Raw genomic sequence first — 24,300 nt, 5'->3', positions numbered from 1 at the left:
CATGAGCGACACCCTGACCCGCCTGGCCGAAGTACTGGAAGCGCGCAAAGGCGCCGAGCCCGACAGCTCGTACGTGGCCAGCCTGTATCACAAGGGCCTGAACAAGATTCTGGAAAAGCTCGGCGAAGAGTCGGTCGAGACCATCATCGCCGCCAAGGATGCCGCCCACAGCGGCGACTGCAGCGATGTCATCTACGAGACCGCCGATCTGTGGTTCCATAGCCTGGTCATGCTCGCCCAACTGGGCCAGCACCCGCAGGCGGTGCTGGACGAACTGGACCGCCGTTTCGGCCTGTCCGGGCACGCCGAGAAAGCAGCGCGTCAGCCGTCGGCCTAACTGAATTATTTCGAGGGATTGCACCATGGGTATTTTTGACTGGAAACACTGGATCGTCCTGCTGGTCGTGGTGGTACTGGTGTTTGGTACCAAGAAGCTGAAGAACTTCGGCAGCGACCTGGGCGAGTCGATCAAGGGCTTCAAGAAAGCCATGAACGAAGAAGAGACCAAGCCGGCCGAACAGACGCCCCCTCCGGTGCAACCCGTCCAGCCGCAGGCCACGTCGCCGCTGAACCAGCCGCAGACCATCGATGGCCAGGCCCACAAGGTCGAAGAGCCGATCAGGAAAGATTGATCAATGTTCGGGATCAGCTTCAGCGAACTGTTGCTCGTGGGCCTGGTGGCCCTGCTGGTGCTCGGCCCCGAGCGCCTGCCGGGCGCCGCGCGTACCGCCGGGCTGTGGATCGGCCGGCTCAAGCGCAGCTTCAATGCGATCAAGCAGGAGGTCGAGCGTGAAATCGGCGCCGATGACATCCGTCGTCAGTTGCACAACGAGCACATCCTCTCCATGGAGCAGGAAGCGCGCAAGATCCTCAACCCCAACAGCGTGACGCCTGAGCCGCCTGCAACCCCGGTTGCCCATGGCGAAAGCGCCCCGGCGCCAACACCCAGCAGCAGCGAAACCACGCCGCCAGCCGCCAGCGCGCCCACCGAACCGACACAGCCCCCGCGAGCCCCATGAGCGATATTCCGGAAAACGACCAGCCGATGCCGCTGGTTTCGCACCTCACCGAGTTGCGTACACGCCTGCTGCGCTGCGTCGCGGCCATCTTCCTGATCTTCGCCGGGCTGTTTTCCTTCGCGCAGCAGATCTACACCCTGGTCTCGGCGCCGTTGCGCGAGCACCTGCCGGCCAACGCGACGATGATCGCCACCGACGTCGCCTCGCCGTTCCTGACGCCGTTCAAGCTGACCATGATCGTCTCGCTGTTCCTGGCCATTCCGTTGATCCTCCAGCAGATCTGGGGCTTCATCGCGCCGGGCCTGTACCGCCATGAAAAGCGCATCGCCATTCCGTTGCTGGTGTCGAGCATCATCCTGTTCTACGCCGGCATGGCCTTTGCGTATTTTCTGGTGTTCCCGCTGATCTTCGGCTTCTTCGCCAGCGCCACCCCGGAAGGGGTGTCGATGATGACGGACATTTCCAGCTACCTGGACTTCGTCATGACCCTGTTCTTCGCCTTCGGCGTGGCCTTCGAGATCCCGGTGGCCGTGGTCCTGCTGGTGTGGATCGGCGTGGTCGATGTGAAGTACCTGCGAAAGATCCGCCCGTACGTGATCATTGGCTGCTTCGTGGTTGGCATGATCCTGACCCCGCCGGACATCTTCTCGCAGACCCTGCTCGCCGTGCCGATGTGGCTGCTGTTCGAGATCGGCGTGCTGTTTGGCGGGCTGATCCGCAAGCGTAGCGAGCACCCTGAAGACGCTGCCGACGACCATAACGACCAGCCGCCAGCGACTCAGCCGTGAACCTGCTGTTACTTGAAGAGGCCGATTTCATCGCGGCCGATCGCGTGGTGCTGGCTGACCGGCGCTTTACCCACATGCAGGAAATCCACCGCGTGGCGGTGGGCGATACCCTGCGCGTCGGGCGTATCGGCGGGCTGATGGGCCAGGCCGTGGTACTGCGCCTGGAAGGCCATGAAGCCGAGCTCAGCGTCAGCTTCGACCAGCCACCACCGGCCAAGCTGCCGCTGACTTTGGTGCTGGCCCTGCCACGGCCGAAAATGCTCCGTCGGGTGTTCCAGACCGTCGCCACCATGGGCGTACCAAAGCTGATCCTGGTCAACAGCTACCGGGTCGAGAAAAGCTTCTGGCAAACCCCGTTCCTCGAGCCCGTAGCCATCCGCGAACAGCTGATCCTCGGCCTTGAGCAGACCCGCGATACCGTGCTGCCCGAGGTGATCATCGAGAAGCGCTTCAAGCCGTTTGTCGAAGACCGCCTGCCGGCCATTGCGCAAGGCACCCTCGGCCTGGTCGGCCATCCAGGCCCGTACCCGCCCTGCCCGCGCGGGCTGAACGAGCCGGTTACCCTGGCCATTGGCCCGGAAGGTGGCTGGATTCCCTACGAGATCGACCTGCTGGGCAAGGCCGGGCTGAACCCGGTACAACTCGGCGAACGCATCCTGCGCGTGGAAACAGCGGTCACCGCCCTGCTCGCCCGTCTGTTCTGACTTCAGTTTTGCCGCTCCAGGCCGATGCATTGGCACCAGAAAAATAATCGCCTCTGCCGATCGCAATGGAGTCCCACCATGTACCGTTGGTTAGCCCAGCACCTGGGTAACGTGAGCGTCAATCTCAAACTCGGCATCGGCTTCGGCCTGGTCCTGTTGCTGACCCTGGCCATTACCCTGACCGGCTGGCAGGGCCTGAACGGCATCAGCAACCGTGGCGACACCCTGGGCGGGATTTCCCAGGTGCACCAGGCCACCCTCGAACTGCGCATTGCCCGCCAGGGCTTCCAACTCAAAGGCGACGAGGCCGCGGCGCAGAACCTCAACAATGCCCTGGCTGCGCTTGAGCGCCAGTTGCAAGCGGTCGACCAACGCATCGTCCTGCCCGAGAACCGCCGTCGCATCGAGCAGCAGCACGAAGCCGTGCGCCAGTACCGCCAGGCGCTAAGCAGTGCCGACAAGGCCGCCCAACAGCGCGAAGCCGCTCGTGCCGTGCTCGGCAGCAGCGCCGACGAGGCCGCGGCGTTGATCGCCCAGGTCGAGCAACAACTGCTCAGCGGCAGCGACCTGAACCTGTTCAACAGCGTGGTCGGTGCCAGCAAGCTGCTGCAACAGGCGCGCTTCCAGGTGCGTGGCTACACCTACAGCGGCAAGCCCGAATTCCAGCACACTGCGCTGGAGGCCATCGACCAGGCCACCTCGCAGCTCAAGACCCTGGCCGAAGTACTGCCGGCCAGCTACACCAGCAACTTCAACCAGGCCGCCCGCGCCCTGGGTAACTATCGCGGCGCCGTGGTCGAGTTCGGCAATGCGCAAAACGCCTCCGAGCAGGCCGCTCAACAAATGGTTGTCTTGGGCCAGAACCTGATCGAGCAGAGCCAGCAACTGACCAGCACCCTTACCACCCTGCGCGATGACGAGTCGCAACACGCCAAGTCGATGCTGGCCCTGGCCACCGTGCTGGCCTTGCTGTTCGGCCTGCTGGCCGCCTGGGCAATTACTCGGCAGATCATTATCCCCCTGCGTCAAACCCTCAATGCCGCCGACCGGGTTGCCAGTGGCGACCTGCGCCACGACCTCAAGATCGACCGCCGTGACGAGCTGGGCCAGTTGCAGCGCAGTATGCAGCGCATGACCGTGAGCCTGCGCGAATTGATCGGCGGCATCGGCGACGGCGTCACCCAGATTGCCAGCGCCGCCGAAGAACTGTCAGCGGTCACCGAGCAGACCAGTGCCGGGGTCAACAATCAAAAGGTCGAGACCGACCAGGTGGCCACCGCCATGAACGAAATGGCCGCCACCGTACAAGAGGTCGCACGTAACGCCGAGGAAGCCTCGGAAGCGGCGGTGATGGCCGATCAGCAGGCCCGCGAAGGTGATCGAGTGGTCGGCGAAGCCATCGCCCAGATCGAGCGCCTGGCCAGCGAGGTCAACCACTCCAGCGAAGCCATGGGCCAGCTCAAGGCCGAAAGCGACAAGATCGGCAGCGTGCTCGATGTGATCAAGTCAGTCGCCCAGCAAACCAACCTGCTCGCCCTCAACGCCGCCATCGAAGCTGCCCGCGCCGGGGAAGCCGGGCGTGGCTTTGCCGTGGTCGCCGATGAAGTACGCAGCCTGGCACAACGCACCCAGCAGTCCACCGAAGAGATCGAACAGTTGATCGCCGGCCTGCAGAACGGCACCCAGCAGGTTGCCACGGTAATGGACGCCAGCCGCGGCCTGACCGACAGCAGCGTCGAGCTGACTCGCCGCGCCGGCACCTCGCTGGAAACCATCACCCGCACCGTGTCGTCGATCCAGGCGATGAACCAGCAGATCGCTGCGGCAGCCGAGCAGCAAAGCGCGGTGGCCGAAGAAATCAACCGTAGCGTGATGAACGTGCGAGATGTGTCGGACCAGACATCGGCCGCCAGTGAAGAGACGGCGGCGTCGAGCGTTGAGCTGGCGCGGTTGGGGACGCATCTGCAGACGCTGGTCGGCAAGTTCCAGCTGTAGAAAGCATCGCGGGGCAAGCCCGCTCCTACCGGTCTGGTGGGAGCGGGCTTGCCCCGCGATGGGGCCCTAAAGCACCTGCCGCAAAAACGCCTGTGCGCGCAGGTCCTTGGGTGAGGTGAAGAACGCCTCCGGCGGCGAATCTTCCAGCAGCTTGCCGTGATCGAAGAACAGCACCCGATCCGCCACTTCCCGGGCAAAGCCCATTTCGTGGGTGACGCAAACCATGGTCATACCTTCCAGGGCCAGGGTTTTCATCACATCCAGCACTTCGCCAACCATTTCCGGGTCGAGCGCCGATGTCGGCTCATCGAACAGCATCACCTTGGGGTCCATGGCCAGGGCCCGGGCGATCGCCACCCGTTGCTGCTGACCGCCGGACAGGCGTGACGGGTACTCGTTGGCCTTCTGGCCAATCCCGACCTTCTCCAGCAACGCCCGGGCCTTGGCCTCGCGCTCGACCTTGCCACGCTTGCGCACGACCTTCTGCGCCAGGCACAGGTTCTCCAGCACGGTCATGTGCGGGAACAGGTTGAAATGCTGGAACACCATGCCCACTTCACGGCGGTAGGCGTTGACGTCGGTCTTCGGGTCGGCCAGCTGCAGGCCATCGATGGCCACGGTGCCTTCATCGAACGACTCCAGGCCATTGAGGCAGCGCAGGAAAGTCGACTTGCCCGAGCCCGAAGGGCCAAGTACCACCAGCACTTCGCCCTTGGCCACGTTGGTGCTGACGTGATCGACCGCACGCACCACCTGCCCGCGGGTATCGAAGACTTTTACCAGGTCACGGACTTCAATCACTTTGCGCAAGCCTCCGCTCAAGCCGGCTGGCCATGTGCGACAGCGGCAGGTTGATCAACAGGTACAGACCGGCGACGCAGAACCAGATCTCGAACGTCGAGAACGAGGTGGTGATCGCCTCGCGACCGCTTTTGGTCAGTTCGGTGATGGCGATCACCGAGACCAGCGAGGTGTCCTTGACCAGGCTGATGAACTGCCCGGCCAGCGGCGGCAGCACGCGTTTGAAGGCTTGCGGCAGCACCACATGGCGCATCGACTGACCGGCGCTCAGGCCCAGTGAACGGGCGGCTTCACCCTGGCCCTTGGCGATCGACTGCACACCGGCGCGGACGATCTCGGCGACATAAGCGCCGGTGAACAGCGCCAGCGCCGCCACCCCGGCAAACTCCCGGGACAGGTTGAGCACAGTGCCGATGAAGAAGTAAAAGATGAAAATCTGTACCAGCAACGGCGTGCCGCGCACCAGCTCGACGTAGACCGTCGACAGGTCACGCAGGGTCGGGTTGTTCGACAGCCGGCAAAGCCCGGCAAACAGGCCGATCAGCAGCCCCAGCACGCCGGAGGCGACCGAGATCCATACGGTGGTCCACAGGCCCCAGGCCAACGGCCCGGCAGCCCAGTGATGGGTAACGCCGATCAGGTCGCCTTCGGCCACATCGTCGCCGCGCGACAGCTGCACGCTGGCCTGCTCGACCTCGAAGACCTGCTCGCCACCGCTCTCGTCACGTACGGTGACGCTGGCCATGTCGCCTTTGCTGACGATGGCTTCGATGGTGCCGTTTTCGCTGACGCGTTGGGCGACTTCAGCCTGGTAGGCGAAATACTGCGGCACCCGGTTCCAGCGCCACTCGTAGGAAATCATCGAGGTCGCGTAATACAGGCTGACCGCAAGGCCGATCAGGACCAGCGCGGTCAGCCCGTGCCAGGGCCACTGGGCTTTCTTGTGTTTGATCACGTGAGGGTACTTCCGTAAAAGCGAACGCGCAGGGCCAGCCTGCGCGTCGGGTTTCAAGCCAGGCGTGGTGCCTCGGCCTTATTCCATGTCCTTGAGCCAGGCGGTGTCCTTGAACCACTTGTCGTGGATTCGATCGTAGGTACCGTCGTGCTTGATCTGGTGCAGGAAGTTGTTGATGAAGTTCAGGCTGTCGTAATCGCCCTTCTTCAGGCCGAAGGCCAACGGTTCGAAGGTGAACGGCTTGTCGAGGAACAGCAGCTTGCCGGCGCCGGCCTTGTTCACCGCCACGACGTTGTATGGGGCGTCGTAGACAAAGGCATCGGCCTTGCCGTTGACCACGTCCATCACCGCTTCCTGCTCGTTGTCGTAGCCGTGGTACTTGGCCTTGCCGATCAGTTTCTTGGCGACCATCTCACCGGTGGTGCCAAGCTTGGAGGTCAGGCGGTACTTCTCGTTGTTCAGGTCTTTGTAGGACTTGATCTCTTCAGCCAGTTCCTTGCGAATCAGCAGGGTCTGGCCGACCACGATGAAGGGCTCGCTGAAGTTCAGCTTGAGGTTGCGTTCCTGGGTCAGGGTCATGCCGCTGCCGATCATGTCGAACTTGTCGGTCATCAGCGCCGGGATAATGCCGTCGTAGGCGGTGGAGACCATCTCCAGCTTGACGCCCATGGACTTGGCCATGGCCTTGAGGATATCGACCTCGAAGCCGATGATCTCACCGCGCTTGTTGGTCATCTGGAACGGCATGTAGGTAGGGTCCATGCCGACACGCAGGGTGCCGCGCTTGACCGCGTCATCGATAGCACCGGCCGCCTGCGCGGCACTTACCGCAACCAGCGCCGTGACGCCGACCAGCAGCATCGACAGATACTTCTTAATCATCACCAGATCCCCTAGCAGGAAAGCTCGAATTTTATTGTTGGCGCGAACCGTCCTATTCAGACGGGTGCGAGATATTCGGGGAGGGATGCTAACGCATGAACGGCACGGTACATATAGCCGAAGACGACTTTGTTACCCATTGATCCCAGAAAAAACATCGCCGGCAACGCCGGCTCCCACAAGGTCAGTTGTGCATACAACCCTGTGGGAGCCGGCGTTGCCGGCGATTGCTTGAGCCGATCAGGCGATCAGGCACTGGCCAGCGAAGGCTGTACGGCAGGCTCCGGATGCAGGGGCAGCAGCGGCGAGTGCGGGTCGTTGGCGATCGACTGACGCCAGACGCCCAGCCAGGCCTCGTTCTGCTCATCCCAGACAGCTGTGTGCAGACGTGCCAGGGCGACCGGGTCGCTGAGCAGGGCCAGACGGGTATTGCCATCCAGACCGCTCGGGCCGCCGTCCAGGGCCTTGGCGATACGTTCGGCTCGCAGCGCTTCGATTGGCGCCGCGACGCCGTGACGGGCTGTGGCCAAGGCGCAGGCCAGGGCGTTCTGCTGCGGGTCGACCACGGCACGGACGAAGCCGTCGTGCATGGCGTGCCAGCGGTTCTCGTGGGTGTACTGGTCGGTGGCCAGCAGCTCATGAGGCGTGGCGTATTCCTCGGGAATCAGGAACAGGCTCTCGTCCTTGGCACGCAGGCCCAGGTGCACACGGCTGGAGATCACCGACACCGGGATCGACAGCATCAGCGAACCGACGATCGGCACCAGCCACCACAAAAAGCTCGGGTTCAGCCAGGCCACCAGCAGCGCCCAAGCCACACCCAGCAGGGTTTGCGGGCCATGGCGGCGTACCGCTTCACTCCACGGGGTGGAGTCGTCGTCACGTTGCGGCGAGTTCCAGGTCGCGGCCCAGCCGAGGAACGCGGCAAGCACGAAGCGGGTGTGGAAGATCATCCGCACTGGCGCCAGGAGCATGGAGAAGAGCATCTCCAGCAGCATCGACAGGGTGACCTTGAAGCGCCCGCCAAACTCTTTCGCACCCTTGGCCCAGATCAGGATGACACTGAGCAGCTTGGGCAGGAACAGCAGCACGATAGTGGTGGAGAACAGCGCGATGGCCTTCTCCGGGTGCCACTGCGGCCACAGCGGGTAGAGCTGGCGTGGTTCGAGGAAGTACTGCGGCTCCATCAGGGTATTGGTCGCCAGCAACGCGGTCGACAAGACCAGGAAGAAGAACCACAACGGTGCCGACAGGTACGACATCACCCCGGTGAGGAACACCGCACGGTGCACCGGGTGCATGCCTTTCACCAGGAACAGGCGGAAGTTCATCAGGTTGCCGTGGCACCAGCGCCGGTCGCGCTTGAGCTCATCGAGCAGGTTCGGCGGCAGTTCTTCGTAGCTGCCCGGCAGGTCGTAGGCAATCCACACGCCCCAGCCAGCCCGACGCATCAGCGCCGCTTCAACGAAGTCGTGGGAAAGGATCGCACCGGCAAACGCGCCCTTGCCCGGCAACGGCGCCAGGGCGCAGTGCTCGATGAAGGGCTTCATGCGGATGATCGCGTTGTGGCCCCAGTAGTGCGACTCACCAAGCTGCCAGAAGTGCAGGCCAGCGGTGAACAGTGGGCCGTAGACGCGGGTGGCGAACTGCTGCATGCGCGCATACAGGGTATCCATGCCCGAGGCTTTCGGCGCGGTCTGGATGATCCCTGCGTCCGGGTTGGCCTCCATCAGGCGCACCAGGCTGGTCAGGCATTCGCCACTCATCACGCTGTCGGCGTCGAGCACCACCATGTAGCGGTAATCGCCACCCCAGCGACGGCAGAAGTCGTCGAGGTTGCCGCTCTTGCGTTTGACCCGGCGGCGACGGCGACGGTAGAAGATCCGCCCGAAGCCCTTGGACTCGCGGCAGACTTCCAGCCAGGCCTGTTGCTCGGCCACGGCGATGTCGGTGTCGTTGGTGTCGCTGAGCACGAAGAAGTCGAAACGGTCGAGGTCACCGGTTGCGGCCACCGACTCGAAAGTCGCCCGCAGGCCAGCGAATACCCGCGGCACGTCTTCGTTGCAGATCGGCATGACGATCGCAGTGCGAGCACCGGCTTCGATCGGCTCGTTGCCGGCACTGCTGCCGGAGATCCGGTACTTGTCACGCCCGGTAAGCAACTCCAGAAAGCCCATCAGCGCGGTCCAGAAACCCGCCGAGACCCAGCAGAAGAGGATACCGAAAAGGACCAGGATGCTGGTCTGCAGCGCATACGGCCAGACTTGCGTGGCGGTTTGCAGCAGCGGTTGGTGCATGACTTCGGCGAGGTCGACGAACGACCAGCCCTGGTACGGCAGGATGCCTTTCATGTACCAGCCGGCGACGATGGTCTGACCGAGCATCAGCGCCAACAGGATGTAGCGGCGCATCGAGCCGACCCAGCGCCAACGGGCCTTGGGCAGCTCACGTTTTTCCGGCGCCGGCGCGTTGGTGCGGCCGGTCAGGCGGCGCCAGGCGCGGATCAGGATGTTGGTGCGCCACGGCTCGGGGATTACCCGGGTGCGACGGATCGGCGGCGTGGCCTTCAGGCACACTCGGCCGCTACCGTCCACCGCAAGCATCTCGGCGTCTTGCAGGTCTTCGGCGCAGGTCACGTGCAGGCGCTCGCCTACCGAGGCCTGGACGGCCTCGGCAGCTTCGACGCCCGGCTGGGCAGACAGGCGCTGATGCAACTCGCTGAACGAGGAGCAGCGGGCGAGTTCCGCGCGTTGCTCGTCGCTCAGGGGCAGGTGGGCCAGATACTCGCTGAGCGATTCTGGCCGGGTATGGGCATTACTCATCGGCAGGCAACTGATAGCTCCAGGTCTCGGTCAGCACCTGTTCGGTGGTGGCCGGTGCCCCGGTGGTGGACGCCGCATCGGCGGCAGGTTGCTCGGCAGGCTTGTCGGCCTTGGCCTGTTTGGCCGCAGCTTTGTCCTGCTTGCTTGGTTTGGCAGGCTTGGCCGGTTCGACCGGAACATCACGCAGCAGCGCGGCGCGCATTTCCACGGACTTGCTCGGGTCCTTGACCTTCAACCGCAGGGTCAGGCGCCAGCCTTTGATTTGCGGGTTGTAACGCAGGTTGTTCTCGACCACTTCGGCATTGTCGCCGACGCTGATCTGGCTACTCACGGCGGTGTCTTCCGGCAGTTTGCTCAGCACCGGGCCTTCGAAGTCGACCAGGAAGGCCACGCTGCCGTCAGGCTGACGGATCAGGTTGGACTGTTTGACGTCACCGGTCGAGCGCAGGGTCTGCTTGACCCAGCCCAGGTTCGGCGAGTGCAGGTTGGACTCGTCGATGGTCCAGTGCAGGCGGTAGGCGTATTCGAACGGGGTGCCTGGCTCCGGCAGTTTCTCCGGGCTCCAGAAGGCCACGATATTGTCGTTGGTTTCATCGGCGGTCGGGATCTCGACCAGATCGACGGTACCCTTGCCCCAGTCACCCACCGGCTCGATCCAGGCACTTGGACGCTTCTGGTAGTTGTCGTCGAGGTCTTCGAACTGGCTGAAGTCACGCTGGCGTTGCAGCAGGCCGAAACCACGCGGGTTCTCGACGCTGAAGTTGCTCACGGCCAGGTGTTTCGGGTTGTTCAGCGGGCGCCACAGCCACTCGCCGTTACCGGCATGGATCGACAGGCCTTCGGAGTCGTGCAGGGCCGGACGGTAGTTGAGCACCTTGGATGGCTGGTTGCCACCGAACAGGAACATGCTGGTCAGCGGGGCGACACCCAGGCGGCTGACGCGGTCACGCAGGAACACCTTGGACTGCACGTCGACAATGGTGTCGCTGCCCGGACGCAGGGTCAGGCGGTAGGCGCCGGTGGAGCGCGGCGAATCGAGCAGCGCATAGATCACCAGCTGCTTGTCGGTCGGCTTTGGACGCTCGACCCAGAACTCGGTGAACCGCGGGAATTCTTCGCCAGACGGCAACGCAGTGTCGATGGCCAGGCCACGGGCAGACAGGCCATACACATGGCCCTTGCCGACCACGCGGAAATAGCTGGCGCCAAGCAGGGTCATGATTTCATCCTGCTTGTCGGCCTTGTTGATCGGGTACAGCACGCGGAAACCGGCGTAGCCCAGTTTTTCGGTGGCCTTGGCGTCGAACTGCAGGTCACCGAAATCGAAACGGCTCGGGTCGTACTTGATCTCTTTCACCGCCTTGGGGGTGATTTCGTTGATCTTGACCGGCGTGTCGAAATGCATGCCCTGGTGGTAGAAGGACAGCTTGAACGGCGTCTTGTCCTTGGCCCACTCGGCCTTTTCGTTGAGGAAGCGGATCTTCTGGTAGTCCGCGTACTTCATTTCGCGGAACACCGCCGGCAGATTGCTTTTTGGCGCCTCGTACTTCTGCCCGGCAAGATCCTTCGCCTTGGCCGCGACATCGTCAAGGTTGAACGCCCAGAGCTGGCCTGCGCCGAGCAGGCTTACCAGCGTTGCGCCTGCCAACAGGGCCTTGCGCAGCCGAATGCCGGGAGTTCTTGGTGCATTACAGGGACTTACAATCACGAGCAACCCTCGCCGAAAACAGATCATAAAACCAACGGCCAGCGACATATGCCAGGTTGGCGAGCACTGTTCGGACTCCGAAAGGGCACAATGATTCCCCAAACGGTTCCGGACAGTCTCAAGTCAGAGTGAAACGAACCCACGAACGCAGGCCCACATAGCGCGCGATTATCCAGCAGGCCGCGTTACAACGCATCAGGCTGAACAAACTATTTATGCTACAAAAACCCTTGTTTTCCCGCAAACAGGGGTTTTTTGCCATCAGATTTGTAACATAAATGTTACGGGGCCATCATTGACCAGGTGCACCTGCATGTCAGCCCCGAACTGACCACTGGCGACCGTCGCATGTTGCGTCTGCGCCTGAGCCAGCAAATAGTCGAAAAGCTCGGCACCGAGGGCCGGCGCTGCGGCGGTGGAAAAACTCGGGCGCAGGCCGTTCTGGGTATCGGCGGCCAGGGTGAACTGCGACACCAGCAGCAGGCCGCCGCCAATATCCTTGAGCGACAGGTTCATCTTGCCCTGGGGATCGCTGAACACCCGGTAGTTGAGTAGCTTGTGCAGCAGCTTGTCGGCATGTGCGCGGGTATCGCCGGGCTCGACCGCGACCAGCACCAGCAGGCCCTGGTCGATGGCCCCGACGGTTTTGCCCTCGACATCCACCCGCGCGCCACGCACGCGTTGCAGCAAACCCTTCATGCTTCTTCCAGGGGCAGGTCGAGCAGGCGCCGGGCCATTTGGTCGGCGGCACGCACCAGGGCATCGGTAATGCCCGGCTCGGAGGCCGCGTGACCGGCGTCGCGAATCACCTTCAGCTCACTGTTCGGCCAGGCCTGGTGCAGTTCCCAGGCGTTGTCCAGCGGGCAGATCACGTCGTAGCGACCATGCACGATCACCGCCGGCAGGTGGGCGATCTTGGGCATGTCGCGGATCAACTGGTCCGGCTCAAGGAACGCATTGTTGGTGAAGTAGTGGCATTCGATACGGGCAATCGACAGTGCACGCTGCGGCTCGGAGAAACGGTCGACCACCAGCGGGTTGGGCCGCAGGGTCGCGGTACGTCCTTCCCAGGTCGACCAGGCCTTGGCCGCATGCATCTGGGCAATCTGGTCGTTGCCGGTCAGGCGCTTGTGGAAGGCCTTGACCAGGTCGTCGCGTTCTTCGGCCGGAATCGGTGCGATGTAGTCCTGCCAGTAATCGGGGAACAGGCGGCTGGCGCCGGCCTGATAGAACCATTCGATCTCTTGTGCACGGCACAGGAAGATGCCGCGCAGGATCAGGCCATGCACCCGCTCGGGGTGGGTCTGGGCATAGGCCAGGGCCAGGGTAGAGCCCCAGGAGCCGCCGAACAGCACCCACTTCTCGATCCCCAGGTGCTTGCGAATGCGTTCCAGGTCTTCGACCAGGTGCCAGGTGGTGTTGTTTTCCAGGCTGGCATGCGGGGTCGAACGACCGCAGCCGCGCTGGTCGAAGGTGATGATGCGGTACTGGTTGGGATTGAAGTAGCAGCGGCTCTGGGCATCGCAGCCGGCACCCGGGCCGCCATGGATGAACACCACCGGCAGACCTTCCGGCGAACCGCTCTCATCGACATACAGCACATGCGGTGCTTCCACGGCCAGATCGTGCCGGGCGTAGGGTTTGATCTGCGGGTACAAGGTCTGCATTACGCACTCCGTGTGGGAATTATTCTGCCGTTGGGCATCATAAACCTGAATTGCGCTTAGAGCATGTACCTGTGATGGCTTTGAGGGCCCTATCGCTGGCAAGCCAGCTCCCACAGGTTCGATACACCCTGCGGGAGCTGGCTTGCCAGCGATGAGGTCACCCCCGGCTCAAGCCTGGTAGCGCTCCTTGCCCCACGCCAGCACCGTCTCCAGCAATTGCTGTAACACCACCTGCGTCGGCGCGGCCAGATCCTCGCGGTACTTGAACGGCTCGACCTCTTCCATATAGGTGCTTTGCGCCAGCTCCAACTGCACCGCATGAATGTCGTTGGCCGGGTCACCGTAGTGACGGGTGATATGCCCACCCTTGAAGCGACCATTGAGCACATGGCTGTACTGCTCAAACTTTGCGCAAACGCCCTGCAGCCGCTCAGCCAGCTGCGAGTCGCAACTGGCGCCGTTGAAGGTGCCGAGGTTGAAGTCCGGTAGCTTGCCCTCGAACAGGTGCGGGATGTGCGAGCGGATCGAGTGGGCATCCCACAGCAAGGCATAGCCAAACTGCTCGCGCAGGCGCGCCAGCTCATTGCCGATAGTGTCGTGGTACGGCCGCCAGATCGCTTCCAGGTACCCCGCGCGTTCCTGCGCCGACGGCGCCTGGCCGTCCTTGAACAACGGCTCGCCCTCGAACAGGGTCGCCGGGTAGAGGCCGGTAGTGGCACCGACATACAGCGGCTTGTCGTCGTCCGGGCGGTTCAGGTCGATGACGAAACGCGAATACTCGGCCGCGACCACACTGGCACCCAAGCCACGGGCGAAGTCGTACAGCTGCGGAATATGCCAGTCGGTATCCGGCAGGCTTTGCGCAGGCTCGACCAAGCCCTGCTGCACCGCAGGCGTCAGGCGCAAACCGGCGTGGGGCATGCTGATCAGCAGCGGCAACGTGCCCTGGTGAAAACTCAGTACCTTGTCCATACGGCCTCTCTCAATTGAAAATTTCATGGCCCAGGCGCACCACCCGCTTGGGCAGTTCGCCGCCCAGCCAGTAAGCCAGGTCGGCCGGTCGTTCGATCTGCCAGGCGACGAAGTCGGCCACCTTGCCGGCCTCCAGCGAACCATGGCTATCGCCCAGGCCCAGGGCCGTGGCCGCGTGCAGGGTGACACCGGCCAAGGCTTCTTCCGGGGTCATGCGGAACAGGGTACAGGCCATGTTCAGCATCAGGCGCAGCGACAGCGCCGGCGAAGTGCCAGGGTTGAGGTCGCTGGCAATGGCGATCTTCACCCCATGCTTGCGCAGGGCATCCATTGGCGGCAACTGGGTTTCACGCAGGAAGTAGAAGGCACCGGGCAGCAGCACCGCCACGGTACCGGCCGCCGCCATGGCGATGGCGTCGTCTTCAGTCATGAACTCCAGGTGATCGGCTGACAACGCCTGGTAGCGCGCCGCCAGGCTGGAACCGGCCAAGGACGACAGTTGCTCGGCATGCAGCTTGACCGGCAGGCCCAGCTCCCGGGCCTTGATAAACACCCGCTCGACCTGGGCCGGAGAGAACGCCAGGTACTCGCAGAAAGCATCCACCGCGTCGACCAGGCCCTCGGCGGCCAGGGCCGGGAGCATTTGGTCGCAGATGTGGCTGATGTAGTCGTCTGCGCGATCCTTGTATTCCGGCGGCAAGGCATGGGCGGCCAGGCAGGTGCTGCGCACGGTCAGTGGCAGCTCCTCGCCCAGGCGGCGAATGACCTTGAGCAGCTTGCGCTCGCTGGCCAGGTCCAGGCCGTAGCCGGACTTGATTTCCAGGGTGGTGACGCCATCGCGCATCAGCGCCTGCACGCGCTGGCGGGCGCTGGCGAACAGTTCGTCCTCGCTGGCCGCGCGGGTTGCCCGCACAGTGCTGGCGATACCGCCGCCCTGGGCGGCGATCTCGGCATAGCTGACGCCTTGCAGGCGCTGCTCGAACTCACCGCTGCGGTTGCCGCCAAACACCGTGTGGGTGTGGCAGTCGATCAAACCCGGTGTGACCCAGGCGCCGCCCAGGTCCACGGTTCTGTCAGCGACCAGGGCCGGCAGTTGCTGGCGCGGGCCGATCCACTCGATATGACCGGCGCTGGTGACCATCGCCGCATCCTCGATGATCGAGTAAACGCCTTGCGCCATGCTTGCCACATGGCAGTGCTGCCAGAGGGTTTTCATCCAGAGTCTCCTTGATCAGAGTTGAGAAGGTTCCTGCACCAGCGGCTGCTCGACGGCAACCACCTGTGGCTTGCACCAGAGTTTGTACGCCACCACCAGGAACAGCACCCAGACCACGCCCACCAACAACGCTGCCTGCGTATCCGGGAAGTAGCCGAGTACGCCGAAAACGAACAGCATGAAAGCAATCGCCGCCGCCGGGCCATAAGGCCAGAACGGTACCGGGAATTTCAGCTGGGCGACTTCTTCGCGGCTCATGCTGCGGCGCATGGCAACCTGGGTCACCAGGATCATCAGCCAGACCCACACGGTAGCAAAGGTCGCAATCGAGGCGATCAGCAGGAACACGTTTTCCGGGATCAGGTAGTTGAGCACCACACCGCCGAGCAACGCCGCGCCCATGACCAGTACGGTCATCCACGGCACACCGTGACGGGAGATCTTGGCAAAGCCCTTAGGCGCCTGCCCTTGCTGGGCCAGGCCGTACATCATGCGCCCGGCGCCGAAGATGTCGCTGTTGATCGCCGAGACGGCAGCGGAAATCACCACGATGTTGAGCACGGTCGCCGCCGAACCGATCCCCAGATTGCTGAAGATCTGCACGAACGGGCTGCCCTGGCTGCCAATCTGCGGCCATGGGTACAGGCACATCAGCACGAACAGGGTCAGCACATAGAACAGCAGGATGCGCATCGGCACGGCGTTGATTGCCTTGGGGAGAACGCGCTGCGGGTCCTTGGCCTCACCGGCGGTGATACCGATGATCTCGATACCGCCGAAGGCAAACATCACCACGGCAAACGAGGCGATCAGACCGCCAATGCCATTGGGCATGAAGCCGCCATGCTCGAACAGGTTGCTGATACCCACGGCGTTATCGGCACCGGCATTGCTCAGGCCGAAGGCCATGATGCCGAAACCGGCCAGGATCATCGCGACGATGGCACCGACCTTGAGCAGCGACAGCCAGAATTCCATCTCGCCGAACACCTTGACGTTGCACAGGTTCAGGCCGCCGATCAGAAAGACGATGCCCAACACCCAGATCCAGCGTGCCACTTCCGGGAACCAGAACCCCATATAGATGCCGAAGGCGGTGACGTCGGCCAGGCAAACGATGATCATTTCAAAGGCATAAGTCCAGCCGAGGATGAACCCCGACATCGGCCCCAGATACGTGCTGGCGTAGTGGCCGAACGAGCCGGATACCGGGTTGTGCACGGCCATTTCGCCCAACGCGCGCATGACCATGAACACTGCCGCGCCACCGATCAGATAAGCCAGCAGCACCGCAGGCCCGGCCATCTGGATGGCCGAGGCCGAACCGTAGAACAACCCGGTGCCAATCGCTGACCCCAGCGCCATGAAACGAATGTGTCGCGCGGTTAGCCCGCGCTTGAGTCCTTGAGCTTGAGATTGCATTTTCGCGTCCTGTTCTTGTTGTAGGCGAAAAGCGGCACGGACCCGAGGGTCCGTGCGGCAGGCGGCTGGCCAGGCAGGCCAGCCCGAGGGGTCACAGGCTAGGCAGGACCTTGGCCGGCAGCAGGCCGGTCAGGCGCCCAGCGGCCAGCAGGGCGATGGCCGCCTCGATGTCCGGGGCGAAGAAGCGGTCTTTCTCGTAGAAGGCGACCTTGCTGCGCAGGGTTTGACGCGCCTGCTCCAGTTTTGGCGAAGTCTTCAGGCCTTCGCGCAGGTCCAGGCCCTGACAGGCGGCCAGCCATTCAACGGCGAGGATGCCGCGCACGTTGTCGCTCATTTCCCACAGACGCTTGCCGGCAGCCGGGGCCATCGACACGTGGTCTTCCTGGTTGGCCGACGTCGGCAGGCTGTCGACACTGTGCGGATGGGCCAGGGCCTTGTTCTCGCTGGCCAGCGCAGCTGCGGTGACCTGGGCGATCATGAAGCCGGAGTTGACCCCGCCATTGGCCACCAGGAACGGCGGCAGCTGGGACATGTGCTTGTCCATCATCAGCGAGATGCGGCGCTCGCTCAGCGAACCGATCTCGGCGATGGCCAGGGCCATGTTGTCGGCGGCCATGGCCACGGGCTCGGCGTGGAAGTTACCACCGGAGATCACATCACCTTCGGCGGCGAACACCAGCGGGTTGTCGGACACGGCGTTGGCTTCGATCACCAGCACTTCGGCGGCCTGGCGGAACTGGGTCAGGCAGGCGCCCATGACCTGTGGCTGGCAGCGCAGCGAGTACGGGTCCTGGACCTTGCCGCAGTTCTCGTGGGAGGCGGAGACTTCGCTGCCGTCACCCAGCAGGTCGCGGTAGCAGGCGGCGGCGTCGATCTGGCCGCGCTGGCCACGGGCTTCGTGAATACGCGCATCGAACGGCGAACGCGAACCCAGCACCGCTTCGACGGTCAGGCCACCGACCGACATGGCCGCGGCGAACAGGTCTTCGCCTTCGAACAGGCCGCGCAGGGCAAAGGCGGTGGACGCCTGAGTGCCGTTGAGCAGCGCCAGGCCCTCTTTGGCCGCCAGGGTCAGCGGCTCAAGGCCGGCAACCGCCAGGGCCTCGGTGGCCGACAGCCATTGGCCGTTGTGGCGCGCCTTGCCTTCACCCAGCAGTACCAGCGACATGTGCGCCAGCGGCGCGAGGTCGCCGGAAGCGCCGACCGAACCCTTGAGCGGGATGTGCGGATAGACTTCGGCGTTGATCAGCGCGATCAGGGCGTCGATCACCTTGCGGCGGATGCCGGAGAAACCACGGCTCAGGCTGTTGACCTTGAGCACCATGATCAGCCGCACCAGGGCATCGTCAATCGGCTGGCCGACGCCTGCGGCGTGGGACAGCACCAGCGAACGCTGGAGGTTTTCCAGGTCGTGGCTGGCGATACGGGTCGAGGCCAACAGGCCGAAGCCGGTGTTGATGCCGTAGGCGGTGCGGTTTTCCGCGAGAATCTGCTCGACACAGGCGACGCTGGCGTCGATCTGCTGGTCAGCGCTGGAGTCCAGCTTGAGTTTTACCGGCTGCTGGTAGATCGCACGCAGCTGAGCCAGGGTCAGGGTGCCGGGCTTGAGGGTCAATTCAGTCACGTTAATGCTCCGTACTCGTGAGGCGAATGCGCCTGCATAGATATCAGTATCAACCATTTACCGCAGATCAGCCTGTGATCATCGGCAGGTTCAAGCCTTGTTCTTTGGCGCAGTCGATGGCGATCTGATAACCGGCATCGGCGTGACGCATGACACCGGTACCCGGGTCGTTGGTCAGTACGCGGGCGATCCGCTCGGCAGCCTCGTCAGTACCGTCGCAGACGATGACCATGCCCGAGTGCTGGGAGAAGCCCATGCCCACGCCACCACCGTGGTGCAAGGACACCCAGGTCGCGCCGCTGGCGGTGTTGAGCAGGGCGTTGAGCAGTGGCCAGTCGGAGACGGCATCGGAGCCATCCTGCATCGATTCGGTTTCACGGTTCGGGCTGGATACCGAGCCGGAGTCCAGGTGGTCGCGGCCGATGACGATCGGTGCCGACAGCTCACCGCGGCGGACCATTTCGTTGAACGCCAGGCCCAGCTTGGCGCGCTGGCCCAGGCCGACCCAGCAGATACGTGCTGGCAGGCCCTGGAAGCTGATGCGCTCGCGGGCCATGTCCAGCCAGTTGTGCAGGTGGGCGTCGTCCGGGATCAGTTCCTTGACCTTGGCGTCGGTCTTGTAGATGTCTTCGGCGTTGCCCGACAGCGCTGCCCAGCGGAACGGGCCGATACCACGGCAGAACAGCGGACGGATGTAGGCCGGTACGAAGCCCGGGAAGTCGAAGGCATTGGTCACGCCCTCTTCCTTGGCCATCTGGCGGATGTTGTTGCCGTAGTCGAAGGTCGGCACGCCCTGCTTCTGGAACTCGAGCATGGCTTTGACGTGTACGGCCATCGATTGCTTGGCGGCCTTGACCACGGCTGCCGGTTCGGTCTGCGCACGCTCGCGGTACTGCTCCCAGGTCCAGCCGGCCGGCAGGTAACCGTTGAGCGGGTCGTGGGCGCTGGTCTGGTCAGTGACCATGTCCGGGCGCACGCCACGCTTGATCAGCTCAGGCAGGATTTCGGCGGCGTTGCCCAGCAGGGCGATGGAAATGGCCTTGCCTTCGGCGGTGTACTTGGCGATGCGCGCCAGGGCGTCGTCCAGATCCTTGGCTTGCTCGTCGACATAACGGCTGCTCAGGCGGAAGTCGATGCGGCTCTGCTGGCATTCGATGTTCAGCGAGCAGGCACCGGCCAGGGTCGCCGCCAGAGGCTGGGCGCCGCCCATGCCACCCAGGCCTGCGGTCAGCACCCACTTGCCCTTGAGGCTGCCGTTGTAGTGCTGGCGACCGGCTTCGACGAAGGTTTCGTAGGTGCCCTGGACGATGCCCTGGCTGCCGATGTAGATCCAGCTACCGGCGGTCATCTGGCCGTACATGGCCAGGCCCTTGGCATCCAGTTCGTTGAAGTGTTCCCAGTTGGCCCAGTGCGGTACCAGGTTGGAGTTGGCGATCAGTACGCGCGGGGCGTTGCTGTGGGTCTTGAACACGCCGACCGGCTTGCCGGATTGCACCAGCAGGGTCTCGTCGTCGTTCAGGTTGGTCAGGCTCTCGACGATCTTGTCGTAGCACTCCCAGTTACGCGCGGCACGGCCGATACCACCGTACACCACCAGCTCTTTCGGGTTCTCGGCCACTTCCGGGTCGAGGTTGTTCATCAGCATGCGCAACGGTGCTTCGGTCAGCCAGCTTTTGGCGGTCAGCTTGTTGCCGCGCGCTGCGCGGATTTCGACGTCACGGTATTTCTTGAAGTTGTTGTCAGTCACGGAAATGGCTCCTCAGCGATCGGTCCAGAGCAACCCAGGCATTGGGTGGGTCATGGCACTTATACAAACACATCTTTACTTGTATGTACAAGCATAGGCAATTGAAATGCCAACTCCTCTCCGGGGTGCTTTCGCGGCGCTAATGCAGGCGCTAGAGCCCCGCAGCACGTGGGCTGTGGCGAGATAAAAAAATTTGAGCCGATGAGTGGTCGAACAACGTGGAGCCGTGGCGTTGCACCACTTTGGGTCAATCGGTAACAGCCCCGGCCGAACCGCTCAGCCGAGGCGTAACAACTTCAGCGAGGGCTCAGCTCGATCAGGCAGCAACGACCCTGGAGGTTCAAGGTCTGCAGGCTATCGGTACCGTCAAGGCGCAAGCAGTCATAACGTCCGAGCACATGCTCACCCTGCCCGTCCAGCGCCACCTCGACCTGCGAGGCTGCCGCAAACAGCAGCAAGGTTGTCGCCGAACTGAACACCCGCTGGCTGCCATCGAGCCACTGCAGGCGCGCGCGGTAACGCTCGGGGGAATAGATCAGATTGAAATCGCGAATCGAACCGCCGAGCAGGCTGCAACTGACCTGACTCTCGCCCCTGAAGGCAAAGGCATCGAACGGCAACAGCGGACGCGTCGGCTGACCATCAACCTGCAGGCGCATGCCCTCACCCTCAAGCACGGTGATAATCCGCTGATAACCGGCAAAGCTGGAAAAGCCACCGGACTCGGCGATATCGGCAATCGATAGACGCCAACCGAAACCCTCCAGGCCTGCGCCGCCATCGCGGGTGATTTCTTCGGTGCTGCCGCCGCCGTTCTTCCATGGCATGCGGGGGTAGTCTTTGGCGCGTAAAATCTGCAACTGGCTCATTTGCTGAAGCGTCCTTCCAGACGATGACGGGATCCGGGATGAATCAGACGAGCGGCAGTCACTGGCTGGCGCCCCGACCAGGTACGGCGGCGGATCAGCAGGCACGGCTCGCCTTGTTCGATTTGCAGCAGGCGGCATTCTTCCGGCTCGGCGAGGATCGCTTCGACCACGTGCTCGCCTTCGGTCAGCGGCGCGACCTGGGACAAATAGGCGTAGGGCGTCTGCCGGGTGAAGTCCTGCTTGAGGTAATCGGGTGCCACCGCGGCGTTGACGAAGCGGTCTTCGATTTGCACGGCAACGCCGTTCTCGTAATGCACGATCAGCGAGTGGAACACCCGCTGGCCTTCACGCATGTCCAGGGCCAGGGCGCGCTCGGAACCGGCGGCCTCTTCGGCCAGGACAATCACCTGGCACGTGTGCTGGTGCCCGCGGGCGGCGATCTCGTCGGCAATGTTGTTGACCTCGAACAGCGCCGAGCGGCTCTTGGGTTCGGCAACAAAGGTGCCGACGCCCTGCATGCGCACCAGCAGGCCTTCAGCAGTCAGCTCGCGCAAGGCGCGGTTGATGGTCATGCGACTGAAGCCCAGCTGGTTGACCAGCTCGCTTTCAGACGGCACCCGGTGATGCGGCGGCCAGCTGCCATTCTGGATCTGCTGGGCGATCATTTGTTTGACCCGGGCGTACAGCGGCGCCGGACCCTCGCCCATCTGGGCAACCAGCGCGGAGACAGGAGGTGTCGGCACGGAAAATATCCTTGTTCGATTGAATGAACGGTAGCTTGCCGGAGTTTACCCAGCAGGCAAACGTCTGTATATGTATATACAAATAATCACAATGAGGTGCCGTGCCGATGTCCGTCTTCTTTGCCGAACGTGCTTTGCTGCCTACGGGCTGGGCCGAAAACGTCCGAATCGAGGTCGGCGCTGATGGCCTGCTGACCAGCCTCCAAGCCAACGCCTCGGCCGAAAACGCCGAACGCCTGGCCGGTCCGCTGTTGCCGGGCATGCCCAACCTGCACTCGCATGCCTTCCAGCGCGCCATGGCCGGGCTCGCAGAAGTAGCCGGCAACCCTAACGACAGCTTCTGGACCTGGCGCGAACTGATGTATCGCCTGGTCGGCAAGATCAGCCCTGAACAGCTGCAGGTCATCGCCCGCCAGCTGTACATCGAGATGCTCAAGGCCGGCTACACCTCGGTTGCCGAATTCCACTACGTTCACCACGACACCCAGGGCCAGGCTTACGCCGACCCGGCGGAGCTATCCCTGCGCATCAGCGCGGCGGCGCGCGCCAGCGGCATCGGCCTGACCCTGCTGCCGGTGCTGTACAGCCACTCCGGCTTTGGCGGGCAAGCCCCGAACGAAGGACAGCGGCGTTTTATCAACAGCACCGAACAGTATCTGAACCTGCAGGCGCGCCTGGCGCCGCTGCTGGCCGAGCAGCCCGCGCAGGCCCTGGGCCTGTGCTTCCATTCCCTGCGTGCGGTGACGCCGGAACAGATTGCCCAGGTCCTGGCCGCCAGCGACAAGGCCTGCCCGGTGCACATCCATATCGCCGAGCAGCAGAAGGAAGTCGACGATTGCCTGGCCTGGAGCGGTCGCCGGCCATTGCAGTGGCTCTATGAGAACACCGAAGTCGATCAGCGCTGGTGCCTGGTCCATGCCACCCATGCCGAACCCGACGAAGTCGAACTGATGGCCCGCAGCCGCGCGGTCGCCGGCCTGTGCCTGACCACCGAAGCGAACCTGGGCGACGGGATCTTCCCGGCGGTGGACTACCTGGCCCGCGGCGGGCGCCTGGGGATCGGCTCGGACAGCCATGTGTCGCTGAGCGTGGTCGAGGAGCTGCGCTGGCTGGAATATGGCCAGCGCCTGCGCGACCAGCGCCGCAATCGCCTGTACCGCGGCGACCAGCCGATGGTCGGGCGCACCTTGTTCGATGCCGCCCTGAGCGGTGGCGCCCAGGCCCTGGGGCAGCCGATTGGCGAACTGGCGGTGGGCAAGCGCGCAGACTGGCTGGTGCTCGATGGCAACGACCCGTACCTGGCGACAGCCAGTGCAGACGGCATTCTCAACCGTTGGCTGTTTGCTGGCGGCGACCGTCAGGTGCGCGATGTGATGGTCAACGGCCAGTGGGTAGTGCGCCAGGGCCGCCATGCCCAGGAAGTAGACAGCGCGCGGGAATTTGCCGGGGTGCTGCGCAGCCTGTTGGGCTGATCCAGAACCGAGGCTTGCCAGCGATTCGGGCATCAAGGCTTAGCCGCAGCCATGTCCTTGTCCGCCACCCGCCAGATCAGCCGCTGGGTGTCGTAGCCCTGCTGGCGCGCCTTGGCCAGCAGGCTTTCGCGCTGCAAGGCCGGGATGGTCGGGGTACGCGAGAGTATCCACAGGTACTTGCGATCCGGATTGCCGACCAGCGCGGTGTGGTATTTGTCGTCGACGTAGAGGATCCAGTAGTCACCCTTGGCAACGCCCGGCAGCAACTTCGAGAACCAGTTGTCGAACACCACCCAAAGCTTGTCGGTCTTGCCCGGCACCTGCACGTTGGCCGTGCCGCTGGCCTCCTGCCATTCGCCTTCAAGGGTGCGGCAGCGGTTGAGCACACCAACGCTGCCGTCCGGCTTGAGGTTGTAATGGGCCTCGGACTGGGCACAGTCACGCTGGAAATACATCGGCAAACGCGCCAGCTCATACCACTTGCCCTGGTAGCGCTTGAGGTCGACGCTGTTGGCGGTCTTCGGCTCAAGCGAGCCTGCACCGGAACTGGCGCAGCCGCCGAGGATCAACCCGGCGCACAGCGCCAACAGCAGGTGCAGCTGCTTCATTTGAGGCCCTGCCCGGAATACATCAGCACCTTGTCACCGGCGTACTGGACGCTGATAAAGGTCTTCTCGTCGCCCCAGGTGCAGCTGGACATGCCCAAGGCACCGGAGCAATCGGTCGGCGCACCGAGCAGTTTCTCGACCTCGGCCTTGGCCATGCCGGACTTGAGCTGTGAGTAGTTTTCCTGGTTGATCTTGTTGCACGCAGTGAGGAACACGCACAAGGACAGCAGGGCGAGGGAACGCAACGACATGAAGGGTCACTCCTGGACATGAGGGTGCAGGCGCA

23 protein-coding genes and 1 pseudogene are annotated in these 24,300 nt (G+C 63.4%); 8 read left to right on the top strand and 16 right to left on the bottom strand.

Annotation, left to right across the window (positions count from 1 at the left end):
• Position 1: 1 nt before the first annotated feature.
• From PspR32_RS01785 to PspR32_RS26550, 7 genes and pseudogenes are all read left to right on the top strand, one after another.
• Positions 2-337 (top strand): phosphoribosyl-ATP diphosphatase, encoded by a 336-nt coding sequence (locus tag PspR32_RS01785; protein WP_010222337.1) that lies wholly within the window; start codon positions 2-4, stop codon positions 335-337.
• 25 nt (positions 338-362) lie between these two features.
• Entirely contained in the window at positions 363-632 is a 270-nt protein-coding gene (locus tag PspR32_RS01780) for a twin-arginine translocase TatA/TatE family subunit (protein WP_010222335.1), read from the top strand.
• 3 nt (positions 633-635) lie between these two features.
• A complete protein-coding gene (gene tatB, locus PspR32_RS01775) occupies positions 636-1,019 on the top strand; it encodes a Sec-independent protein translocase protein TatB (protein WP_010222334.1) in 384 nt (127 codons plus the stop codon).
• Complete coding sequence (gene tatC, locus PspR32_RS01770; RefSeq protein WP_010222333.1) at positions 1,016-1,807, top strand: twin-arginine translocase subunit TatC; 792 nt, start codon at positions 1,016-1,018, stop codon at positions 1,805-1,807. The genes tatB and tatC overlap by 4 nt, the downstream gene beginning before the upstream one ends.
• On the top strand, positions 1,804-2,511 hold the full coding sequence (locus PspR32_RS01765) for a 16S rRNA (uracil(1498)-N(3))-methyltransferase (RefSeq protein ID WP_159388016.1): 708 nt from the start codon (positions 1,804-1,806) through the stop codon (positions 2,509-2,511). Before tatC ends, PspR32_RS01765 begins: the two co-directional genes overlap by 4 nt.
• Positions 2,512-2,535: 24 nt before the next feature.
• Positions 2,536-3,651 (top strand): annotated as a pseudogene (locus PspR32_RS26555) (methyl-accepting chemotaxis protein); the annotation flags it as partial.
• A complete protein-coding gene (locus tag PspR32_RS26550; protein WP_374045263.1) occupies positions 3,634-4,506 on the top strand; it encodes a methyl-accepting chemotaxis protein in 873 nt (290 codons plus the stop codon). The pseudogene PspR32_RS26555 and the gene PspR32_RS26550, both read left to right, overlap by 18 nt.
• A 66-nt stretch (positions 4,507-4,572) precedes the next feature.
• On the opposite strand, the gene PspR32_RS01755 is transcribed toward PspR32_RS26550, so the two are convergent.
• The 14 genes from PspR32_RS01755 to hutC form a co-directional block, all read right to left on the bottom strand.
• The gene (locus tag PspR32_RS01755) at positions 4,573-5,307 is read right to left on the bottom strand and encodes an amino acid ABC transporter ATP-binding protein (protein ID WP_010222327.1); all 735 of its coding nucleotides are present in this window, start codon (positions 5,305-5,307) and stop codon (positions 4,573-4,575) included.
• Entirely contained in the window at positions 5,300-6,262 is a 963-nt protein-coding gene (locus tag PspR32_RS01750) for an amino acid ABC transporter permease (protein WP_100782639.1), read from the bottom strand. Before PspR32_RS01750 ends, PspR32_RS01755 begins: the two co-directional genes overlap by 8 nt.
• Before the next feature lie 78 nt (positions 6,263-6,340).
• On the bottom strand, positions 6,341-7,141 hold the full coding sequence (locus PspR32_RS01745; protein ID WP_162471126.1) for a transporter substrate-binding domain-containing protein: 801 nt from the start codon (positions 7,139-7,141) through the stop codon (positions 6,341-6,343).
• Positions 7,142-7,392: 251 nt separating this feature from the next.
• Positions 7,393-9,966, bottom strand: coding sequence for a glucans biosynthesis glucosyltransferase MdoH (mdoH, locus tag PspR32_RS01740; RefSeq protein WP_010222323.1), 2,574 nt, complete (start codon positions 9,964-9,966; stop codon positions 7,393-7,395).
• The gene (locus tag PspR32_RS01735) at positions 9,959-11,674 is read right to left on the bottom strand and encodes a glucan biosynthesis protein G (protein ID WP_159388015.1); all 1,716 of its coding nucleotides are present in this window, start codon (positions 11,672-11,674) and stop codon (positions 9,959-9,961) included. Before PspR32_RS01735 ends, mdoH begins: the two co-directional genes overlap by 8 nt.
• Positions 11,675-11,935: 261 nt before the next feature.
• On the bottom strand, positions 11,936-12,373 hold the full coding sequence (gene dtd, locus PspR32_RS01730; RefSeq protein WP_159388014.1) for a D-aminoacyl-tRNA deacylase: 438 nt from the start codon (positions 12,371-12,373) through the stop codon (positions 11,936-11,938).
• Positions 12,370-13,341, bottom strand: coding sequence for a prolyl aminopeptidase (gene pip, locus PspR32_RS01725; protein ID WP_010222320.1), 972 nt, complete (start codon positions 13,339-13,341; stop codon positions 12,370-12,372). The genes dtd and pip overlap by 4 nt, the downstream gene beginning before the upstream one ends.
• Positions 13,342-13,509: 168 nt before the next feature.
• The gene (hutG, locus tag PspR32_RS01720; RefSeq protein WP_010222319.1) at positions 13,510-14,313 is read right to left on the bottom strand and encodes an N-formylglutamate deformylase; all 804 of its coding nucleotides are present in this window, start codon (positions 14,311-14,313) and stop codon (positions 13,510-13,512) included.
• Between the two features lie 10 nt (positions 14,314-14,323).
• A complete protein-coding gene (gene hutI / locus PspR32_RS01715) occupies positions 14,324-15,529 on the bottom strand; it encodes an imidazolonepropionase (protein WP_036995441.1) in 1,206 nt (401 codons plus the stop codon).
• Between the two features lie 15 nt (positions 15,530-15,544).
• Positions 15,545-16,951, bottom strand: a complete 1,407-nt coding sequence (locus PspR32_RS01710) for an amino acid permease (RefSeq protein ID WP_010222317.1) — start codon at positions 16,949-16,951, stop codon at positions 15,545-15,547.
• Between the two features lie 91 nt (positions 16,952-17,042).
• Positions 17,043-18,575, bottom strand: coding sequence for a histidine ammonia-lyase (gene hutH / locus PspR32_RS01705; RefSeq protein WP_036995439.1), 1,533 nt, complete (start codon positions 18,573-18,575; stop codon positions 17,043-17,045).
• A gap of 67 nt (positions 18,576-18,642) precedes the next feature.
• Positions 18,643-20,322: a urocanate hydratase gene (gene hutU, locus PspR32_RS01700; RefSeq protein ID WP_010222315.1), complete on the bottom strand. Its 1,680-nt coding sequence runs from the start codon at positions 20,320-20,322 to the stop codon at positions 18,643-18,645.
• A gap of 296 nt (positions 20,323-20,618) precedes the next feature.
• A complete protein-coding gene (locus PspR32_RS01695; RefSeq protein ID WP_159388013.1) occupies positions 20,619-21,191 on the bottom strand; it encodes a HutD/Ves family protein in 573 nt (190 codons plus the stop codon).
• Positions 21,188-21,898: a histidine utilization repressor gene (gene hutC / locus PspR32_RS01690; RefSeq protein WP_174242316.1), complete on the bottom strand. Its 711-nt coding sequence runs from the start codon at positions 21,896-21,898 to the stop codon at positions 21,188-21,190. Before hutC ends, PspR32_RS01695 begins: the two co-directional genes overlap by 4 nt.
• Positions 21,899-22,041: 143 nt before the next feature.
• Here hutC and PspR32_RS01685 point away from each other — a divergent pair, with 143 nt between their 5' ends.
• Positions 22,042-23,406, top strand: a complete 1,365-nt coding sequence (locus tag PspR32_RS01685) for a formimidoylglutamate deiminase (protein ID WP_036995435.1) — start codon at positions 22,042-22,044, stop codon at positions 23,404-23,406.
• A 32-nt stretch (positions 23,407-23,438) separates the two neighbouring features.
• Here the strand turns inward: PspR32_RS01685 and PspR32_RS01680 are convergent, their stop codons facing one another.
• Entirely contained in the window at positions 23,439-24,014 is a 576-nt protein-coding gene (locus tag PspR32_RS01680; RefSeq protein WP_010222310.1) for a lipocalin family protein, read from the bottom strand.
• Positions 24,011-24,265 carry an outer membrane protein assembly factor BamE gene (locus PspR32_RS01675; RefSeq protein ID WP_010222308.1) on the bottom strand — a complete coding sequence of 85 codons (255 nt, stop codon included), beginning with the start codon at positions 24,263-24,265 and terminating at the stop codon, positions 24,011-24,013. The genes PspR32_RS01680 and PspR32_RS01675 overlap by 4 nt, the downstream gene beginning before the upstream one ends.
• Positions 24,266-24,300: the final 35 nt, after the last annotated feature.

It is taken from the genome of Pseudomonas sp. R32 (assembly GCF_009866705.1).
GTDB lineage: Bacteria > Pseudomonadota > Gammaproteobacteria > Pseudomonadales > Pseudomonadaceae > Aquipseudomonas > Aquipseudomonas donghuensis.
The sequence above is the reverse complement of the archived record's forward strand: the minus strand, read 5'-3'. Positions and strand labels throughout refer to the sequence as shown.

What these genes read in the sequence shown, in the direction of transcription:
- PspR32_RS01780 (WP_010222335.1), top strand. Translation starts at nt 363, where the DNA reads ATGGGTATTTTTGACTGGAAACACTGGATCGTCCTGCTGGTCGTGGTG.
- PspR32_RS26550 (WP_374045263.1), top strand. Translation starts at nt 3,634, where the DNA reads ATGCAGCGCATGACCGTGAGCCTGCGCGAATTGATCGGCGGCATCGGC.
- hutG (WP_010222319.1), bottom strand. Translation starts at nt 14,313, where the DNA reads ATGGACAAGGTACTGAGTTTTCACCAGGGCACGTTGCCGCTGCTGATC.
- PspR32_RS01685 (WP_036995435.1), top strand. Translation starts at nt 22,042, where the DNA reads ATGTCCGTCTTCTTTGCCGAACGTGCTTTGCTGCCTACGGGCTGGGCC.
- PspR32_RS01710 (WP_010222317.1), bottom strand. Translation starts at nt 16,951, where the DNA reads ATGCAATCTCAAGCTCAAGGACTCAAGCGCGGGCTAACCGCGCGACAC.
- hutC (WP_174242316.1), bottom strand. Translation starts at nt 21,898, where the DNA reads ATGGGCGAGGGTCCGGCGCCGCTGTACGCCCGGGTCAAACAAATGATC.
- pip (WP_010222320.1), bottom strand. Translation starts at nt 13,341, where the DNA reads ATGCAGACCTTGTACCCGCAGATCAAACCCTACGCCCGGCACGATCTG.
- tatC (WP_010222333.1), top strand. Translation starts at nt 1,016, where the DNA reads ATGAGCGATATTCCGGAAAACGACCAGCCGATGCCGCTGGTTTCGCAC.
- PspR32_RS01695 (WP_159388013.1), bottom strand. Translation starts at nt 21,191, where the DNA reads ATGAGCCAGTTGCAGATTTTACGCGCCAAAGACTACCCCCGCATGCCA.
- PspR32_RS01675 (WP_010222308.1), bottom strand. Translation starts at nt 24,265, where the DNA reads ATGTCGTTGCGTTCCCTCGCCCTGCTGTCCTTGTGCGTGTTCCTCACT.
- tatB (WP_010222334.1), top strand. Translation starts at nt 636, where the DNA reads ATGTTCGGGATCAGCTTCAGCGAACTGTTGCTCGTGGGCCTGGTGGCC.
- mdoH (WP_010222323.1), bottom strand. Translation starts at nt 9,966, where the DNA reads ATGAGTAATGCCCATACCCGGCCAGAATCGCTCAGCGAGTATCTGGCC.
- hutI (WP_036995441.1), bottom strand. Translation starts at nt 15,529, where the DNA reads ATGAAAACCCTCTGGCAGCACTGCCATGTGGCAAGCATGGCGCAAGGC.
- PspR32_RS01680 (WP_010222310.1), bottom strand. Translation starts at nt 24,014, where the DNA reads ATGAAGCAGCTGCACCTGCTGTTGGCGCTGTGCGCCGGGTTGATCCTC.
- PspR32_RS01785 (WP_010222337.1), top strand. Translation starts at nt 2, where the DNA reads ATGAGCGACACCCTGACCCGCCTGGCCGAAGTACTGGAAGCGCGCAAA.
- dtd (WP_159388014.1), bottom strand. Translation starts at nt 12,373, where the DNA reads ATGAAGGGTTTGCTGCAACGCGTGCGTGGCGCGCGGGTGGATGTCGAG.